Annotated in this window: 12 protein-coding genes, 1 tRNA gene and 1 pseudogene; 9 read left to right on the top strand and 5 right to left on the bottom strand. The window is 42.1% G+C overall.

The window, feature by feature from the left end:
- Positions 1–151: 151 nt before the first annotated feature.
- Positions 152–1,165, top strand: coding sequence for a glycosyltransferase family 2 protein (locus tag Q0541_RS02955; RefSeq protein WP_298905281.1), 1,014 nt, complete (start codon positions 152–154; stop codon positions 1,163–1,165).
- Between the two features lie 1,099 nt (positions 1,166–2,264).
- Positions 2,265–3,815: a serine/threonine-protein kinase gene (locus tag Q0541_RS02950; RefSeq protein ID WP_298905279.1), complete on the top strand. Its 1,551-nt coding sequence runs from the start codon at positions 2,265–2,267 to the stop codon at positions 3,813–3,815.
- 466 nt (positions 3,816–4,281) lie between these two features.
- On the opposite strand, the gene Q0541_RS02945 is transcribed toward Q0541_RS02950, so the two are convergent.
- The 4 genes from Q0541_RS02945 to Q0541_RS02930 all read right to left on the bottom strand — a co-directional run bounded on the left by Q0541_RS02945 (position 4,282) and on the right by Q0541_RS02930 (position 8,545).
- Positions 4,282–4,479 carry an NblA/ycf18 family protein gene (locus tag Q0541_RS02945; RefSeq protein WP_104908243.1) on the bottom strand — a complete coding sequence of 66 codons (198 nt, stop codon included), beginning with the start codon at positions 4,477–4,479 and terminating at the stop codon, positions 4,282–4,284.
- Positions 4,480–5,633: 1,154 nt separating this feature from the next.
- Positions 5,634–6,359, bottom strand: coding sequence for a PP2C family serine/threonine-protein phosphatase (locus Q0541_RS02940; RefSeq protein ID WP_298905276.1), 726 nt, complete (start codon positions 6,357–6,359; stop codon positions 5,634–5,636).
- Positions 6,360–6,374: 15 nt separating this feature from the next.
- Positions 6,375–8,060: an AarF/ABC1/UbiB kinase family protein gene (locus Q0541_RS02935; RefSeq protein WP_298905330.1), complete on the bottom strand. Its 1,686-nt coding sequence runs from the start codon at positions 8,058–8,060 to the stop codon at positions 6,375–6,377.
- 158 nt (positions 8,061–8,218) lie between these two features.
- A complete protein-coding gene (locus tag Q0541_RS02930; protein ID WP_298905274.1) occupies positions 8,219–8,545 on the bottom strand; it encodes a DUF6825 family protein in 327 nt (108 codons plus the stop codon).
- Positions 8,546–9,289: 744 nt separating this feature from the next.
- On the opposite strand from Q0541_RS02930, the pseudogene Q0541_RS02925 reads away from it, so the two are divergent.
- Together Q0541_RS02925 and Q0541_RS02920 are read left to right on the top strand one after the other, a co-directional pair.
- A pseudogene (locus Q0541_RS02925) lies at positions 9,290–9,553 on the top strand (Uma2 family endonuclease); the annotation flags it as partial.
- Positions 9,554–9,597: 44 nt separating this feature from the next.
- The gene (locus tag Q0541_RS02920) at positions 9,598–10,278 is read left to right on the top strand and encodes a Uma2 family endonuclease (RefSeq protein WP_298905272.1); all 681 of its coding nucleotides are present in this window, start codon (positions 9,598–9,600) and stop codon (positions 10,276–10,278) included.
- 173 nt (positions 10,279–10,451) lie between these two features.
- Here Q0541_RS02920 and Q0541_RS02915 read toward each other — a convergent pair whose 3' ends face one another.
- Positions 10,452–13,148 (bottom strand): CBS domain-containing protein, encoded by a 2,697-nt coding sequence (locus Q0541_RS02915; protein ID WP_298905270.1) that lies wholly within the window; start codon positions 13,146–13,148, stop codon positions 10,452–10,454.
- Positions 13,149–13,910: 762 nt separating this feature from the next.
- Between Q0541_RS02915 and psbZ the strand changes: the two genes are divergently transcribed.
- From psbZ to Q0541_RS02890, 5 genes are all read left to right on the top strand, one after another.
- Positions 13,911–14,099, top strand: a complete 189-nt coding sequence (gene psbZ / locus Q0541_RS02910; RefSeq protein ID WP_298905268.1) for a photosystem II reaction center protein PsbZ — start codon at positions 13,911–13,913, stop codon at positions 14,097–14,099.
- A gap of 200 nt (positions 14,100–14,299) precedes the next feature.
- Positions 14,300–14,878: a 6,7-dimethyl-8-ribityllumazine synthase gene (gene ribH, locus Q0541_RS02905; protein WP_298905266.1), complete on the top strand. Its 579-nt coding sequence runs from the start codon at positions 14,300–14,302 to the stop codon at positions 14,876–14,878.
- A 403-nt stretch (positions 14,879–15,281) separates the two neighbouring features.
- Positions 15,282–15,353 (top strand) — tRNA-Gly (locus Q0541_RS02900).
- Between the two features lie 981 nt (positions 15,354–16,334).
- Positions 16,335–16,742, top strand: a complete 408-nt coding sequence (locus Q0541_RS02895) for a hypothetical protein (protein ID WP_094348002.1) — start codon at positions 16,335–16,337, stop codon at positions 16,740–16,742.
- Positions 16,743–16,746: 4 nt separating this feature from the next.
- Positions 16,747–18,012 carry a glutamate-5-semialdehyde dehydrogenase gene (locus Q0541_RS02890; protein ID WP_298905260.1) on the top strand — a complete coding sequence of 422 codons (1,266 nt, stop codon included), beginning with the start codon at positions 16,747–16,749 and terminating at the stop codon, positions 18,010–18,012.
- Positions 18,013–18,936: the final 924 nt, after the last annotated feature.

Here is an 18,936-nt window from a genome sequence, read left to right as displayed (position 1 = left end):
CAATGGCAACGTTCAATGTTTCATATCTGACCTTAAGGAGTCATCGTTTATTTTCACCAACCTACTGAGTTGTATACTAAAAAAGTAGTTATCAAATTATCGTCAGGATTTTAGCATTTTTACCGAACCGTGTAGTCTGGAGTTGAGTTTCGTGAATCCTAAAGTATCTGTCATTATCCCTGCTTATAATACTGAAGCTTATATTGCCAAGGCAATAGAGTCAGCCTTAGAGCAAACGCTCACTGATATTGAAGTTATCGTGGTCGATGATGGTTCAAGTGATAAAACTGTAGAAGTCGTTAAAAGTTTTACTGACCAACGTCTCAAAGTAATAGTTAATCAACAAAACCTTGGGGTTTCTGCTGCGCGTAATTGTGCTCTCAGAGCAGCCCAAGGAGAATGGATTGCTGTTCTTGATTCAGATGACTGGTATGCTCCCGAAAGATTAGAAAAGCTTGTGTTGCTGGCAGAGGAAACAAATGCAGACATGATTGCTGACGATCCTTATTTAATCAAAGATGGTGCAACATCTCCTTGGAGTACATTGATTCAAGAAAGTGGAGAACATATAGATAAAATTCTTCAAATCGATCTCATTTATTTTGTGGAAACTGATATCTATGGAAAAGCAGGGTTGCGTCTTGGTTTAAGCAAGCCTATATTCAAACGAGAATTTATGGTTAAGCACGGCATTGAGTACGATGAAACCCTCAGCATAGCTGAGGACTTTTGGCTTGATCTGAAATGCTTAATCAATGGCGCTCGCTTTTTTATTGTGCCAGAACCCTATTATTTCTACCGCTCACGCCCTATTTCTCTTGTACGTCAAAGTATATTGTTACGTCTAAATCAATACTTAAGTGCTACTAATTCTTTCATGCAACAAGAAGTTGTGAAAAAAAATCCAGCTTTAATGCGTGCTCTGTCTTCTAATCTTGCAGTTTATCAGAAAAATCTAGCTTACTTTCAAGTTGTAGTGCCTATAAAGCAAGGAAAATGGTTAACAGCATTAAGAAAAATGGGAGAAAATCCCTACTTTTTTCCTGATTTTCTTTCCCGATTTAACACTATTATCGAACGTCGAATTCAATACTATGTGAGGGGTAATAAATCAGTTTATGACATGTCTTATAACGTAAATAAAAAACGAAAAGCTATCAATTAGTATTATTACAGTTTGATCAAGAAATAATACATCCTTAGAGGATGGTTTAAAAGGGTCTTTTGCTGTCCTAACTAGGAGAGCAAAGTATCTCATTATATGGCTAAAACCTTGATTTATCGTCAAAGTTAACCCAAGTGAGAACAGCAAAATTATACCTATTGGGACTTTTAAAACATTCTCTTACATAGTCAGAATCAGCCTTAAGGTTAAAAACCTGGTCAGGCAATAAGTATTTGTGATTATCCCTACTTACAAAATAAAGGCAGATGACGTCTTGCTGAAGGTAGGAGGAAAATACTAATCAAGCAAAACTTTAATTGTGGATCATTGCTCACTAAAATAACAGTTATAAATCCTAATAGACTAGAGCATTGTTTACAAGACATCAGGGCTTGGATCTGATAAAATCTGCCTAGCAGGGCTTCATGTCATCCCCTCAGGCTTTATTTATATTCAAAACTCCACACTCATTACTCAGTTATCAGAACTCTGTGGTGAGTGTGGTGCTACCTAATTAAGCTTTTTGGCAGATACTATAGTTATCTATTGAGTCAAAATTGGGCAAACTAAAATTACACCACAATGAAAGTGCAAAATGGTACAAAGCGTCATCATAAGTAGGTAGGCACGAATCAACCTAACTATGTAACAAAATGTAAAACCGTCAAAGTCCTTGTGATTGCAACTCTTGGAGACGCTACGCGTAGCTTGCTTCTCCGTAGGAGTACGGTGCACTCCGTTTCAGTAAGCAATGACATACTTATAAATTTTTTCCCCCACCTACTTAAATCTACTCTTTCTGCTTGTTTGATTTGGCATGTTGCACTAGTTGTAATAACCGTCTCGGTTGCAAACTGCCAGTTGATGGTTTCAATGCTCTAAAAAATAACTGAAAAAAGCTAGTACAGCACCGCGTAAATAGACTAACGATTAGAAATAGCCCAAAAGTCTAGCCTATAAGCTTTTTGACTTTTGACTTCCATTTCTGCTTTGCAGTACGAGCCTAGAAAGTCATTTCTGGGCGCAATAATTCAAATCTCAGTTTGAATGCACTTTTCCTCCCAAATACTTACAACCTGCTTTTGGATTCAAATTCTCTATGTCAGACCCCAACATTGGTCACTTACTCAGCAAACGCTACCAACTCCAGGAGTTAATCGGCACTGGAGCAATGGGTCGGGTTTATCGTGCTAAAGATACTTTGTTGGGAGGTGTACCTGTTGCAGTTAAGTTTCTGGCGCTATCAATCCAAAATGAAAAGATGCGATTGCAAGACCGCTTTGAGCGAGAAGCAAAAACCTGTGCTTTACTAGGGCAAAAAAGTATCCACATTGTCCGAGTCATGGACTATGGCGTAGACGACAATAACACCCCGTTCTACGTCATGGAATACCTACAAGGACAAAGCCTGAACAATATTATTCGCAAGCAACGACTGCCTTTACCAAGATTCCTGAGTATGGCGCGTCAACTCAGCCTGGGGTTGCAGTGCGCTCATGATGGCATCCCAGTTGAGGGTACTATTTGCCCAATTATCCATCGGGATGTCAAGCCAAGCAATATATTGGTGATTCAAGATGCCAGTTTCGGAGAATTGGTCAAAGTTCTAGATTTTGGGATTGCAAAGTTATTACAGTCAGATGGCGACCATACAAAATTCTATTTGGGGACATTGGCTTATTCTTCTCCCGAACAAATGGAGGGTAAAGAATTAGACAACCGTGCTGATATTTATAGTTTGGGAATTATGATGTTTGAGATGCTCACAGGCAAAATGCCACTGGTGGTTCCATCTCATTCTTTTGGAGCATGGTATAAAACACATCACTATCAAAAACCACGTTCTTTTGCTGAGGTTGCGCCTGGATTAGAATTACCAAAAGAAATCGAAAATTTGGTGATCAGCTGTCTAGCTAAAGTAGCACGCGATCGCCCCCAAAGTATTACTGAAATCCTAAAAGTTTTAGCGTCTCTAGAAAAGTCTGAGCATACACGCGAAATTAAGCAAGATCATCCGCTAGTTCCTGCTACTACAGTCAGCACTGAGCTTGAACAAAAGACAAAAGCCGATTTGCAGGTATCCTGGTCAAACGATGAAATCGCTCGTGCCATTTCCTGGCCTCAAAATAAACCAATTGCCGATATTGTCTTTCCCCAGCCCATTCATACCAATGGAGAGATTTTACCAGCCCTGTGGGTGATGCTACCGCAAGAAGAAATTCAAAAGCGCTTAGTGTGTACCCGCTATAACCAATTTCTATTCATCTCTATTCCTCATCCGATGCTGCTATGGATTACTGTCATTTACAACCACAAACATAGTGCGAAATGGTTCCCTTATTACCTTGATCTCAAAACCAGCCTTGGTCAACAAATTGCTCGATTACTACAGCACACAGGTTATTACCGCCTATTATTCTTTGCACGAGAAACACCAAATAGCTGTACCCATATCTTACTTTCTAGCATCGCTTCCGCCCAGCGCCAACGACTACAAGAGTGGGTCGCAATGAGCAATACAATGATGTCCTCTGCCGACCCGCAAATTAGTAAAAGCTTACTCAAAAGCGAGTACGAAAAGATTAAGCCTCAAATTCTGGCAAAACTGGAAAGTATTGATACAGATTCTGCATACGAGTTTTCCAGCTAGGAATAATTTCTTAATGTTACATCTAAAAGATGGAACTAAGAGGTGCTCACTCAGCAAATGTAAACTTTTATAAACAAAATATATATAAAGATGTAAGTTCTAGTTATATGTATAAAGAGTGAAAACACTAGCCGCCAAATCACTGCTATCTAAATTCTTTGTAAATCTTCCTGTATACGTCATTCCGGGGGATTGTAAATTTACGCAGGTTAGTCAGCACACTAGACGAACCAAAAGGAAGTCTGGATCAAGCAAACAGTAGATTTGTCCTACAAAATTAAAGTAAGTCTAGACTTTAGCAAATATGTCGTCGAAAAGTTTACTTATTGTTAATTTTTTGAATTGAATTTTTGTCCAACTTTTGCGGAAATTAGTTATCGAAGTTGACGCCCCGACATCCCCAGCTCTTTTCCTCCTTGGAACCAAGCAAGAGAAGGAGGTCGCCCACTGCGACAGTAGAACGACTCTATGCCATAGTGGAACCGGAATCTAAGCCCCACTGGTGCTTAAGAAGTTCTTGATAAGTTGCCTCGCGCACGACCATTTGCTCGTATAGCTTAACTAAAAAATCTTTAGCTTGATCGTGGCTCATATTTTGCACCTGAGTAGAAAATGAGCAGATGCTGAATTGCTGTTCTAAGGATAGTTTCATTGGTTGGTTCATAGTTAGTTAACTCCGAAAAAACAACGCGTAAAGATGATATCGCTCACAGAAGTCCAAATTGGATAATATTTGGACTTATAACTGTCCAACATTTGTTCCTCCGTATTAAGAAAGATAACAATTGTTTGACACATTGCCCACATCCTAAATGTGGACTTTTTCTGGTCTGATATCTTGCACCTAATCCTACTGATATACCACCCAAGTCAGCCGAGCCATATTTCGGAAAATAGGCTGCGTTTGAACTCAGACAAGTTACAACTACCTCCCTGACTCCTGACTGCTTTACATAACTCTCGTTTGTAAAGAAGCTCAGATGTTATCCTTAACCCTCGATAGTTCTTCTTAAACAGTAAAAACTAAGATGCTGTCTCTCCCACTATGGAGGAAGCTTTGAAGGGTAGGGATTTTAAGGAGATTGGGGAATGAATGGTAATAAGCGTGAATTATAGTCGCTTTACCTTATTACGTGCAAGTTGTCAATTTACCAATTTATGCAAATTCAGCCTCTTTAAATCACTTTGGAGGCTAAAAATATTTGTATCAAATTGTAAAAAGGAAAAATGCTCACGCTGAACAAATTTCTGAGTATATCTACCAAATAGGAGTCAGGAGTCAGGAGTTAGGAGTAAAAACTCATAACTTTACTAATTCGGGATTTTAGATTTTAGATTTTTCCTTGAATCCCTGACGCAAGTGTAGCGCAGCGTAAAGCCTGCGGCATGGCTTCGCTCGTTAGCGAGTCCGCGAGCATCTGACTCGCTAACGAGCGAACGCGAACAGCGTCTTTAAGAGTTGCCATGCTGTTGGCGCAGCCTCTCGTAGAGAAGATCCCCCCCAACCTCCCGATAAATTGGGGAACCAAAAATCTCAAAGTCCCCCAATAAATTAGGGGATTTAGGAGGATCAGACGATGTTTTTCATCCTATGTAGAGATGTGTGTACACCGTAGTTATCCCATTCGTGAGAGGCTAACGCCAAAGTAGAAGACTCGCTAACGGCAGTCGCTTCTCCCTACAGCCCTTTGGGCATCTTACGCTGCGCGTAGCTTGCTTCCCCGTAGGGGTACAAGTCGGGAAACCCGCTGTTAGCAAATGACTCATTACCCTGCTTCACCAAAATTCAAAATCTAAAATTGAATGACTGATAACTTTTTAGTCAAGTGAGACGATGACAACTGTGATGTTATCGTGCCCTCCATGCTCCTTAGCAGCCTCAACTAGAGAAATGGCGACCTTATCAAGCCAAGGACTGTCTTGGAGGCAGCTAGCAATCTTCTGTTCGACAAGTTCTTCGGTGAGACCATCACTGCATAACAGCAAGCGATCGCCAACTTTTACATCCAGTGGTTGCACATCAATCTGATGCAAGTCTTCACGCCCCAAACAGCGCGATAATACATGACGAAAAGGATGTAATCGTGCTTCATCTAAGGTGATGTCACCTATTTTGATTGCCCGTGCTACCCAAGTGTGGTCTTCTGTTATCTGTTCTAATTGCGACTCTCGGAAGCGATACAGCCGCGAATCGCCAACATGAGCGCACCAAGGCGACTCTGGGGAGCGAAAAATTACCGCTACAACCGTTGTACCCATGTCGCCGCGTTCGGGATGATTTTGCTGATCCTGCAAAATCGCTTCATTGGCACCCCACAAAGCTTGCTCTAGCAATTCTTGAGAAGATTTAGAAGATTGCCAATTTGCCAGCAAATACGCCTGAATTTCTCCAGTGGCAATCCGACTTGCTTCCTCACCTCCGGCATGACCACCCATACCATCGGCAACAACGAAAAACCGTCCCTCTGGGTCGATATGGTAATTATCCTGATTATTAGAACGAATAAGTCCCGGATCGGTAAAACCCGTGAAATTAAGTTTCATAAATTTTTGCAACAATTAATACATCCGATCGTAACGGTCTAGGCGTAAAAGTAGTCGGATCAGGATCACTGAAAGCCCTGCTGCAATTAAACCAGGCACTAGTGCCCACCATACATAATTGGTAACCACTAAAATCGTAGCTGAAAGTGTGAAACCACTGATTAACAGAGCATAGCTTATTGAAAGCTGAATACTGCTCTGCCGCCGCAACAGCCGTTCAGTTTCTATAGACCGAACGCGCAAGCGCATGTCTCCCCGTTCTAGCTTTTCTAGCGTATCCTCTAACCTACGTGGTAAACCTAACGCAGTACTACTTACCTGAGCTGCTTGGCGACTTAATTCGTTAAGAAAGCTATTCCCCTCAGAACCATTCATATCGGTTATAAGCTGCATTGCATATGGTTGGGCAACTTCCATAAAGTTAAACTCTGGATCTAAACCTTTGCCTACCCCTTCTAGGGTAGAAAAGGCTCGCATCACAAAAGTGAAGGTTGCTGGAAATCTAAATGGCTGATTATAAGCTATTTCGTAAAGGTCGTCACTAATTGCCGCGACCGATTGATTTTCAAAGGGCTTATCCATGAAATGGTCCAGCATATACTGGATGGAACGCCGCACTGGCCCCATGTCATCCGTTGGGGCGATCGCGCCTAAATCGATTAGAGACTGAACAACGCGCTCCCCGTCTTTTTGGGCAATACCAAAAAGTGTTTGCATCAGTCCTTCGCGGACGTTGGATTTAATCCGCCCCATCATGCCGAAATCGTAGAATATCAAAGCACCACTTGCACTAATGGCAATATTGCCTGGGTGGGGGTCAGCGTGGAAAAAGCCACTATTGAGTAACTGTAGTAAGTAGGCTTGAGCACCTTGACGAGCGATCGCCTTTCGATCCAAACCCGCTGCTTCTAAAGCTTCGTATTGGCTAATTTTAATTCCAGGGAGATATTCCAAGGTCAGTACTCTAGAAGTGGCGTAACGCCAGTATATTCTTGGGACATTCACCCAATCGTAGCCGCGAAAGTTCCGGCGAAAAGTATCGGCATTACGACCTTCGTTGAGATAATCAATTTCTTCCCAAAGAATGCGGCAACACTCTTCGTAAATACCCAACCAATCTCGCCCCCGTCCCCATTTGGGATGGTTTTGAAAGTAGCGGGTAATTCCCTTGAGAATTTGTAAATCTATTTCAAATAACTTCTTTAGTCCAGGACGTTGCACCTTGACAACAACCGATTCCCCAGTATGCAGCACAGCTTTGTGTACTTGCCCCAAGCTAGCAGCAGCTAAGGGAATAGGTTCAAAATTATGGAATAGTTCAGGAATTTTCTTGCCTAGTTCTTTCTCAATCGTCGCTTCTACTTGTTCATAGCTAAATGCCGGTACTTTGTCTTGTAACTTGGCTAGTTCTTCTACATATTCACCAGGGAATATATCAGCACGGGTAGAAAACAGTTGCCCAACTTTGATGAAGGTTGGCCCTAAATCCAGCAGGGTAGTGCGAATCCAGACTGCTTGAGTTTTGCGTCTTGCAGCTTGCTTTGCCTCAGTCACACCACCTGAATAACTCCAAGATTTGTTATATAGCCAAAGCTTGAACATTAAGGTCAAGACAAAAGACCAAATGTCCACAAAACGCCGTCTGCTAGAGTATTTTTCCCGATTCCAACGGTATGCCTTATCTGAATAACCTTGTTCCATATGCTGTGTGTACCGTTGGTTTGCAACCGAATCACTTGGAAGAAAAGACACTCTGATTCCTAAACTGTTTTTGATCAAGTGCCATTTGTGTTTTGTCCTTTGTCATTTGTGCATAATTTTTGGCTTAATCACTAATGACCAATGACCAACGACTAAATTTATGCAGAAGTTCGGCGATAATGTTGCAATTCTGTTCGTAGCAGGGCAATTTCTGCTCGTAATTCATCAATATCTGCTTGCAAGTCACCTGAATCAGAACTGGGTTGCCCACTACCTGTGGTAGGTTGACCAGCATTAGCAACTTCTGCTGACCGATTTGCCCGCTCTAGGACTTCTTCTGTAAACTGGCGCAACTGCTCTCTAGCTTCGGCATCAAATTTGCCCAGATCACTCAAAGCATCGGTCAAGACGACCTCTAAACGCTCATTAACTACTTCAGCTACCGCTCTGCCTACGAAAAAGGCTTGTACAAGGGGGTTACTCATAAATTTTTGTTACGTTGATCCGCAAGAGAATTATAACTTGCCTGTATGCTTTACGGCTTCTGCTGGGGAGTTAGAGATTTACGTGAGGCGATATGCGACTTCAGCCTTGGCGAATAGAATTCGCAAAGTTTACGGGCACACAAACGAGAGCTACACCGACCTGGGATCACATATTATATCGTTACATTCCAGTAACTCTCGATAATATTACTCTGGTGTACTGGGTGAATAGGTTGTCATTTGTAAGAGGATGTTTGAAAAGTATTAGGCGAATATAATTCGCTACTACACAAACGTACTCCTTCTCTACGAGACGCTCCGCGAACGGAGAAGCAAGCTTGGCGTAGCGTCTCGCAGAGAAGTCCACCTCCGTGGAAAGCATGATAAAATCAAGGGTTTTTAACCCACGTACCCCGTTGGGGAACCCGCAGGGTACGTGGGTAAAGTCTTGTGTAGCCAAGCCAGTGCCGTCTTCTCCCAAAGGGAGAGGCTAGCGCCTGCCGTAGAATGCCCGTTCACGTAGTGTCTCCTTTAGGAGAAGGGCTGTAGGGGGTTTCCTCTATGAGCACCTGGCGTGCAACTTCCAGTCGCCAAGGCAAGTAATAAATTAGACTTTCCAAACATCCTCTAAGGCTTGCTCTCTCAACTTGAAACTTTAAGTAATATTAATTCGGTTTAGATCAGGGGAAATTACCCAAAGTGCTACTTGATAATCATTGATACCTACTATTATTTGTTCGACAGTTTCAATATCCATTTTTTGTAGTGCTGGTAACTGAACGTAAAACCTGTAAAAGTTGGGTCGTTTGGGAAGAATATGGCAAAAATCCAAATGTAATTCTAGAATTTCTTTCTGAATCAACAGCAAATACTGACAAGGATTTAAAGTAAAAAATTTATCAAGATACTTTCTGCACACCTGATTATTTTTGGTTCGACCCTTACACACTAGAATTTGCGGGATTTCATTTAGTAGATGGAGAGTATCAACCTCTACAAGCAAGTGAGCCTGCTAAAATAAATTTATAACTACTTGATGCCATATCCATTCTATGACTATTGCTCAAGAATTAGATTCTAAAAAAGGCATCTGCCAAGATGTTATATTTCCCCCTGGTGATTTATATAGTGATGAGCCTCCCTTGGAAACCGAACTGCATCTACGGCAAATAATCCTACTTTTAAAATGTCTGGAATGGCTGTGGCGAGACAGAAATGATTTCTATGCGGCGGGAAACCTGACTATCTACTACAGTCCGCGCCAACTGAAATCGGAATACTTCCGAGGACCAGACTTTTTTGTAGTGCTGGGAACTGAACGTAAAACCCGTAAAAGTTGGGTAGTTTGGGAAGAATATGGCAAATATCCAAATCTAATTCTAGAAATTCTTTCTGAATCAACAGCAAATATTGACAAAGATTTAAAGAAAAAAATTTATCAAGAGACTTTCCGCACACCAGATTATTTTTGGTTTGACCCTTACACACAAGAGTTTGCAGGATTTCATTTAGTAGATGGAGAATATCAACCTCTACAAGCAAGTGAACAAGGATATTTGTGGAGTCATCAGTTAGGGTTATATTTGGGAATTTATCAGGGACTATTGCGGTTTTTTACACGAGATGGGCTACTAGTACCAACACCTGAAGAAACGGCAGAACTATTAAAACAAAAAGCAGAACGTTTGGCAGCAAAACTGCGGGAGTTAAATATCGACCCAGATATAATTTAGACTCCTGCCATAGCATAGTGTGTCATAGGCATTCGCTTGTTTTTGCAAAGCGTGAATGTAGTGCGATTTATCTTTCAATAAGAATGTTAATCGCATCCTCTAGTTGTAAATATTCCTCTGGAGTGGAGTATTTTTTTGGTGTTTGCATAAAAACCAGATATGGTAAATATAAATTACTGAGGATAATGGTTGGCTAAAAATTCTTCAGCCTCAGTCTTATCTTTAATCACTCCATCCAAGGTAGCAGCAACTACATCATCTAATATTTGCCGATACTGGGGCCCTGGTTTGTAACCAAGTTTCTTTAAATCATTGCCATTCAACAGTGGCTGCATATTTGCCCAAACAGTGAAATATTCCCAAATCTGATGTCTAATCTCTCGTGGACTTTGGACGGCGATTAAAATCAGCATTGGTAAATCGTACTGTCGCAGCAACTGCACTACTTGACTGGGGGGTTGAAAAGTGGGTAATAATGTCATCACCTCAGTTTGAACTTGAGCTAAGTTCTTCAGCCTAGCAATGCTATCCTCTGGCAATTGCAGATTTTTTGCTACTTTCGCCCGATATTGTGATGTTAGGTGGGCGATTAACGTTTCTAAGCGCATTTCCCAATGGATAAGGGTTGGTTGCGGGTCAAATCGCTGCAAGCAGCGTTCTAGCAAGCGTAATTGTCGCAGAAGTTCTGCGTCTAGCTTCAGAGTAGGATGGATACATTGCAATGCCCCTAAGTTATCGAGTAACTGCAAAGCCGATTTCCAGTAGGGGGCTTCGAGAATGTATTTTAATTCTGTTTTCAGTCTAGTTTGCAGGGCTGGAGTTCTGCTATTCTCTTGAGCAGTGCGATCGTAAACGCCACTGTTGATCGCATAGCGGATAAACTCTTCAGTTTGCGGTTCTATCTCAAATCCAAAGCGCACGGCAAAGCGCACACCACGATAAATGCGGGTGGGGTCTTCGATAAAGCTGTTGGCATGTAAAACCCGAATTTGCTTGGCTTCTAAATCCAGTAAACCGCCAAAGAAGTCAAGTAATTCACCTGAACGAGGGGTAGTAAGCCGCAAGGCGATCGCATTGATGGTAAAATCTCGACGATACAAGTCTTGACGAATTGAACTCGCCTCAACTTCTGGATTCGCCGCTGGGTAAGGATAAAATTCTGTTCTAGCCGTAGCAATATCTACCCATAAAGAATCTAATTCTGGGTCTTTGTGCCACAACAAAGCAGCAGTTTGAAAAGCCCCGTGGATTTCTAAGCGAGCCGCAGGATAAAGTTGTTGGAGTGCTTTTGCTAGTTCCACACCAGCACCAACATCTGCTGATTTGTGAAAGCCATCAACTACGAGGTCAATATCTTTAATCATCAAGCTGCCTGCTGCGTCAGCTAACAGCAAATCCCGCACCGCACCCCCGACAAGATAAAGATGCCAACCCCGTTTTTCTGCTTCTTGCGATGCTGTGGTGAGTAATTGCCATAACTGAGGAGCAAGTTTATTTTGCAATTGAGGAAGATTAATATTACTTTTCCCCCTCTTTGCCTTTCCCCCTCCTCCGTTTTCATCCCTTTGCTGATGTAATTCCCGCAAAACATCAGTACGAGTGACGATACCAACTAACTGCCCATTTTCCAATACTGGTAAGCGTCCGATATCGTAGGTCACCATCACTGACTCAATTTGTGGCAATGTCGTATCTGGTGTAATCGTTTTGAGATTCGTAGTCATGTAACCCTTGACTGGTGCATGACTAAATCCGTGATGCAAGGCGATATCGATATCCCGCCGTGAAATAATACCTACTAGTTGCCCTTGAGCATCGACTACAGATAAACCAGACTGTCCATAGCGTAATAAAATGCGCTGTGCTTCGGCAATTGTAGTTTCAGGCAGAATAGTGCGGACAGGAGAGGACATCAAATCCCTAGCGGTGGGAGGATGGGGAATTTGCGCTTTTACCCCGTCTAGGAGTTGTTTTAATATTGCCTGCGAATCAACCCCCCTTAGGTTTAGCGATGCGGCTTGTGAATGACCGCCGCCACCTAGAGGTTGGAATAATAGGTTAAGATTTGTTTTGGGAATTTGCGATCGCCCAATTACTGTTAGGCGGGAATCACTTTCACTCAAAGGATATTCATTGGCTAATAGTATGGCATCAATTTCGGTTAATTCCACCAGTTCTGAAGCCAGACTCGATAGCCCCGGCACAAAACCATCTGTTTTCAGAGTTACCCAAGCAACCGTATATCCATGTAGACAGAGATATTCTAAATTTTCCAGCGATTCAGTTAATAGCTGCTGCAATTGCAAAGATAAGCCAGGGTCACGGTAGGTAGAAATTACTGATAAACTGGCATCTTGTTGCATCAACCAAGCCAAAGCCAAGGCATCCCGTGGTGTAGATTGGTCAAATGTCAAGGAGCCAGTGTCAACATGGATACCCAAAGCCATCACAGTTGCTTCGGTAGGAGTCAGGGAAATTTGCTGTTGTTGCAATTGCTCCACAATTAAAGTTGTGGTGGCTCCTACTGAGGAAATATGCGATCGCTTGGCGGGAATATCTGATTTTTGTCCTAAGTGATGGTCATAAACTATAATCTCTGTTACATGCGGTAAATCTAACCACTCAGCAGCTTTACCCAAGCGATCGCGCTGTTGCGTATCCACCACAGTCAGAGAACGAATTTTTTCTGGATTCACCGAACGGCGTTCAATCAGCGGATATTCATCCCGATGCAATGCTAAAAAATCCCGTACAGTAGGGTGAGAACCGCCAGTCAGGACAATCTTACTTCCCGGTAGTAGCCGCGTTAACCCTACTGCTGCTCCTAGTGCGTCAAAATCTGCTGTTGTGTGGCAAAGAATTAAATCCATAGTTAAGAGTCAGCCCCTTCGGGGAAGTCAAAAGTCAAAAGTCAAAAGTCAAACATTTTTAATCCCCATAAATAAATTTAGGGGCAAGTAAACGGACGCCGTATTTCTCTCTACGAGACGCCAAGGGCGAACACGCAACGCGTCTCAAAATACATTTTTTTCTTCTCCATAAATAAATTTAGGGGCTTGTATCATGAGTCTTTTTCGGTCATTAGTCATTGGTCATAGGTACTTATACAAAGAACAAACGACTAAAATGTTGCAATTTTTCGTAATTTAACAACAAGAAAAAAGTGTCAGTGTCGCCCTTTAGCTAAAATGAGCAGAAGCCTCACCCTTTACCCCTCAGAGTCAGCACCCTAATTGTCAAATATTCTGAAATAGATGATCAGGGCGTTGTATGATTTAATTGATTACTCGCAGTCACGGTCGTTGATACACCTCGCTTACTGCCCTCTGGGAAACCTATGTCAAAGGTTGGACAACGGGAAACGAGTAGACTTCCTTTCAAAGAATGCAAATTTACCATTGGTTGACACATCAGTGCAAAAGTCATAAGCAATTCATCCTGTGTCGTAAAATTTGTGGGCTAGGAAAGGAAGAAAAAATCAAACTGTTGGCCGTGGGGCATCAAAGGGACATAAAACCAGAGCTTCTGGAAATGTCCTATGCAATAGCAGGAGTCATACTCGTTGCCTACACTGTACAGCTTACTGTTAGTGTAGGACATATCACTATTTCGCTGTATTGGGAGAAGCAAAAATGACCATAATATTCCAGTTTGCCTTGATAGGTCTAGTCGTGTTGTCTTTTGTCCTGGTTGTGGGCGTCCCCGTTGCTTACGCCACTCCCCAAAATTGGGTTGAATCTAAAAAACTGCTCTGGCTTGGTTCTGGCGTCTGGATTGGTTTGGTATTTTTAGTTGGTTTGTTAAACTTTTTTGTCGTGTAGGCGACGGCTTCACTCTGGCGCAGGCACATAATATAAGAATTAGAGGGGCAGAAAAGCCAAGGTCAAAGATTAAAGGAAAAAAGGAGAGATTCTTTCGATTTTTCCTGTTTCCTTTATTTTGACCATGCTTTCCTGCTCCTCTACATTTAAATAAGAAATGTATATTGATCGGAAGAAGTATAGTTGATTAAGAGGCAGTCATGGCAGTTTTCGAGGGAACTTTTACTCAAACGGAGCCTTTACGGTTTGCAGTGGTGATTGGTCGATTCAATGACCTTGTTACCGGAAAGCTGCTAGAGGGATGTCAAGATTGCTTGAAACGCCACGGTGTAGACCCTAACCCCCACGGTAGTCAGGTGGACTATGTTTGGGTACCAGGAAGTTTTGAGGTACCTTTAGTAGCTCGCCAACTAGCACTTTCCCATCGTTATGATGCTGTAATTTGTTTAGGTGCAGTCATTAGAGGGCAAACACCCCATTTTGATTACGTATCCTCAGAAGTTTCTAAAGGTATTGCTGCCGCTAGCTTTCAAACTGGGGTGCCAGTAATTTTTGGCATTTTGACAGTAGACACTATGCAGCAAGCCTTAGAACGGGCAGGGATAAAAGGTAATCATGGCTGGGATTATGCTCTGAATGCCTTAGAAATGGCAAGCCTGATGCGGCAATTGCGTTCTAATCTGGCAGAGCCATATTCTCGTAATAGCCAGTCTTTGCCGGCCTCTTTTCAAAGTGCCAGTGTCAGCAATTTAACTGTGGAGTCAGAAGAACTGGGCTAATTGACACTCTCAGGTATAAAGACAGGCTCGATTCTCCAAGCCAAGCAGGAAAGGGATAGTCAAATATCCCTCTAGACGCTCAAAACAACTATTAGGATGAAAACATATGTAATTAGTTGTTCTTTTTGTGTTACGCCTCAATGTGCGTACTAAGTAGCCAAGATTTCTCCGGACTAGGATGCTTCAAAACGTAGATAGTTATTCTTAGACTGACTGCGACTAGAAGAGCAGGTGGCGTTCGCACGAGTCGTTTCCCTCTCAGCACTATCAGTGAGTGAGTTTCTCAATTACTGCCTAATCGGATGAGTGCTGAGTTATGAGTTAAAAAACTCGGCGCTCAAAAGTAAATTAAGGGGTTGACAATTAGGGATAAATCTGAGAGACTAATATTTGGTTATTGATTGCGGGTATAGCTCAGTGGTAGAGCGTCACCTTGCCAAGGTGAATGTCGCGCGTTCGAATCGCGTTACCCGCTTCCAATTAAAACCTCTTGGAGTTAAAAATTTCAAGAGGTTTCGTATTTTTAGGGTGCGTTGAAGTGTTCGTCGATTTGCGCTGCATCTGTGTGAAATGATCCCAATGTGGACAGATTGAACAAAGAAATCGTCTACTGTCCAAATTTGAATATTGTCCACTCAAATCATTCCTAAGAAATATAAAACCCAGCTTTAGACTAATCTAGATATGGATTAGCTTGGATACAATCTTTATAGGTGTAATCAATTCAGTTTCTGTAAGTAAGTCAGTGAAAATAACTCAAACTATATTAACTAATCAAAAAAATAGTGAAATTAGTTCGTAGTCAGGGCTTTAGCCCTTAAAGTAGGGTTAAAGCCCTGACTACAAATCTTTCATTATTTACGCCGACTTACTTAGGGTGTATTACACTTGACTAAAGGTGGCTGGTTAAATAATAGTGTTGTCAAGTGCAAAGGGTCTTTTAGCAGTGAAGTTAGCCACAATGTATTTGGGCAAAGAGTCACACAGACGCTCTGGATGTTTTGGCAATTTCCGCTCTTGAAACGCTTGTGAACTAATCCCGATCTAACCTTGAGAACTAGATAGTAATATATAGTGAGCCAAAGGAAAATCTAGGGTTTATTGGTGTCTGTTATTTATGAACGTAGCCTTCCCAAACGATTTATTTTAGGAGTGTTCACCACGTAGGCTTAAAATTGTACCAGGTGTGTCAGCACAATAAATCCAAAAACGCAACCATATTACCTTGAAAGCAATAAATGAAGAGAAGGAAATTTTTAAATAAAATTGCCAGTTCGGGGAAAGACTACAAACAGAAAACCCCGTACTGATATGGCAATTAGGATACTTAGAGTCTGCTGCATCTACTGTTTGCATCACCTGTCCATCTTCATAAAGAAAAAAGCCTCTAAGGCATTTATTAAGGGATCATATTCTCGCCGTTTGTGTAAAACACGCTCAAGTTATTAGAACGCTTGTGCAATCTCAAAAACCCGAAAAAATAGACTTCAATACCGAATACCCCTGTCCCTGTCGTCGCCGGGGTCAGTTAATTCCGATTACGCTGACAGAAGCATTTGGTTGCGATCGCTGTCAGCAAATCTTTGTAGTAGAAGATAATGGTCATGTGCTAGAACAGCTTTCTACCACCTATCCCTACAAGCGGGCTTGGCGTTGGATGGGAAATAGTTGGCATGTTGTTCATCCCCGCTTGGGAGAAAGCTATCTGCCTATAGCACTTGGCATTATTTTCGTGCTAGTGATTATATGGCTGCCATTAGCACTGCGATTGGCAAATGGTTCCAGCATTATTGCTTGGGCAATGGTGGCGGTGCTATTGGCTATTCTGCCAGCATTAATGGTCTGGCTTACCTACAGACGTTAACTCAATGACTGTTGAAGTTTTGGATGATCACCCCGAACCGATTACTAGTGCCCAACGAGCCTATCAAGCCTCCCTAAAGTTGGGGATCACAAAGGGAGCAGACCGGAGTCGTGCAGTACTGGCGATGGCACAAGCCCTTGAGCGCTCATTTGACGACATTCTAGAAGCCAACACCTTGGATTTAGAAGCCAGTCGGGAAATGGCAGTGCCAGAGTTGATATTGGACTGGCTGAAGCTGACTCCCACAAGGCTAGAGATGACAGTAGATATTTTACAACGGTTGGGGGAATTATCAGATCCGCTGCGGCGCGTCAGAACTGCTGATTATCAACTGGAAGATTCCCAGAGTTACACCCAGTTAATGCCCTTGGGAGTAATTGGATTTATTTATGAGGCGTTCCCGGATTTAGGGGCGATCGCAGCGGGTTTTTGTATCAAAACTGGCAATTGTTTAATTCTCAAAGGCAGTACTGAAGCTAGCCATTCTAACGCGGTGATCGCTGAAGTACTGCAAAATGCGATCGCCCAAGTTGGTCTACCTCCGGGCTGTCTAGAACTGATCACAGCAGAACATGGTGCTTCGATTCGGGATTTAGTTACCCAAGATCAGTACCTGAATTTAGCGATTCCCTACGGACGTTCCGGCTTGATACAGCAGGTAGTAAGACAGTCAACTTGCCCAGTCTTAAAGTCAGCGATGGGTAATTGTTACCTCTACTGGTCGCTCAATAGCAACTTAGAAATGGTGCGCTGGATGATTCTTGATAGTCATCAGAGCGAACCAGACCAAGTTAATGCCATTGAAAAGGTACTAATTCATCGCCAAGCTTTGCGGTCTTCAATAGCCGTTCTGTGGAACAGTTTGAAGGAAAAAGGCTTTAAAATTAAAGGAGATGCGGAACTAGTGGAAGCCTTTCCCCAGTTGCAGCTGGCCAAAGAAGGCGAATGGGGAAACCCTTATTTAACTAGGACAGTAGCTTTTAAACTGGTGGATAGCTTAGAGCCAGCGATCGCCTGGATTAATGAATACAGCAGTGGTCATGCCGACTGCATCGTTACTGAATCCTACCAGGAAAGTCGGCAGTTTGCTTTAGGAGTTAACAGTGCCTCTACCTACATCAACACTTCGCCGCGTTTTTCCCGCAACCCCTCGCGAGGAGATTCAGTATTTCTCGGCATGTCTAACCAAAAAGGTCATCGTCGGGGATTTATCAGCCTGGAAACCTTGACCACCGTAAAGCACATTGTTCAGGGAAATGGCAGGTTTTAAATAATTCGTAATTTATACAGGAAGTAGAATTCTGAATTCAGAAGTAAAACAGGCTTTTTGGCTGGCTTTGAGACTTATACCATTTCTTTGTGAGGCTGCGCCAAATTTTCTTGGCTTCTTATTTGTTTCTTTCTTTGTGTCCAACTCTTGGAGACGCTACGCGTAGCTTGCTTCTCCGTAGGAGTATGCGGTTCGTTGACTTTCGGTAATTTAGCTGAAGTCCAAAATGGACAACCAGGAGCACATCTAAGTTAAACAAATCTCACAAGTAATCAACCAAACCCCCCAAATATAATCTGGGGGGTTTCAATATAGTATGAAATACAACTTCAACTATTAGAACATCCGAATTCGGACACTATTATCCCACATTCTTCTGGTGTTCGGATATAGCAATCCTATCTGAGTTACCAAAACTGCAATAAAGTTAAAAAAAGGCGGAGAATAGGGAAAATTCAGAGGTAGTGTAGACTATTCAAGGCGGAAGCGTAGGCATAGCCCGTCGTAGACATCGCCTGTTAGAGGTTACACTGAATCAATTTTCCTCAAGAGTTCTTTTGGCATTTCTTTGCAATACTTAACTAACTTCTAATTAAAAAAAGTGAACATAGATTAAAAATGATAACTAACATCATAATTTATTAAGTTCTTCAGGCTAAGTTGAGAGTATGCTTAATAATTGAATTCTAGTTGAGAATTTTAAGTAATTAGGTGCAAAGAAACTTAAACATTTGTTGAGTTTTTTCTACTTTGCCATTTATTTGAGTGTTAAATACCAAAAAACAAAGTTTATTTGTGCCAACTTACTAACTAGTACAGCACGGCGTAAATAAGCAGACCATTGAAAAGCCCTAGAGAGCTTATTCAATAATACTTTTGACTTTTGACTTTTGACTTTTGACTTTTGACTTCCGCCTTGCGGTA

The organism is uncultured Nostoc sp. (assembly GCF_937863485.1).
Taxonomy (GTDB): Bacteria; Cyanobacteriota; Cyanobacteriia; order Cyanobacteriales; family Nostocaceae; genus Nostoc.
Note: the sequence above shows the minus strand (reverse complement) of the source record. Positions and strands in the feature narration are given on the sequence as shown.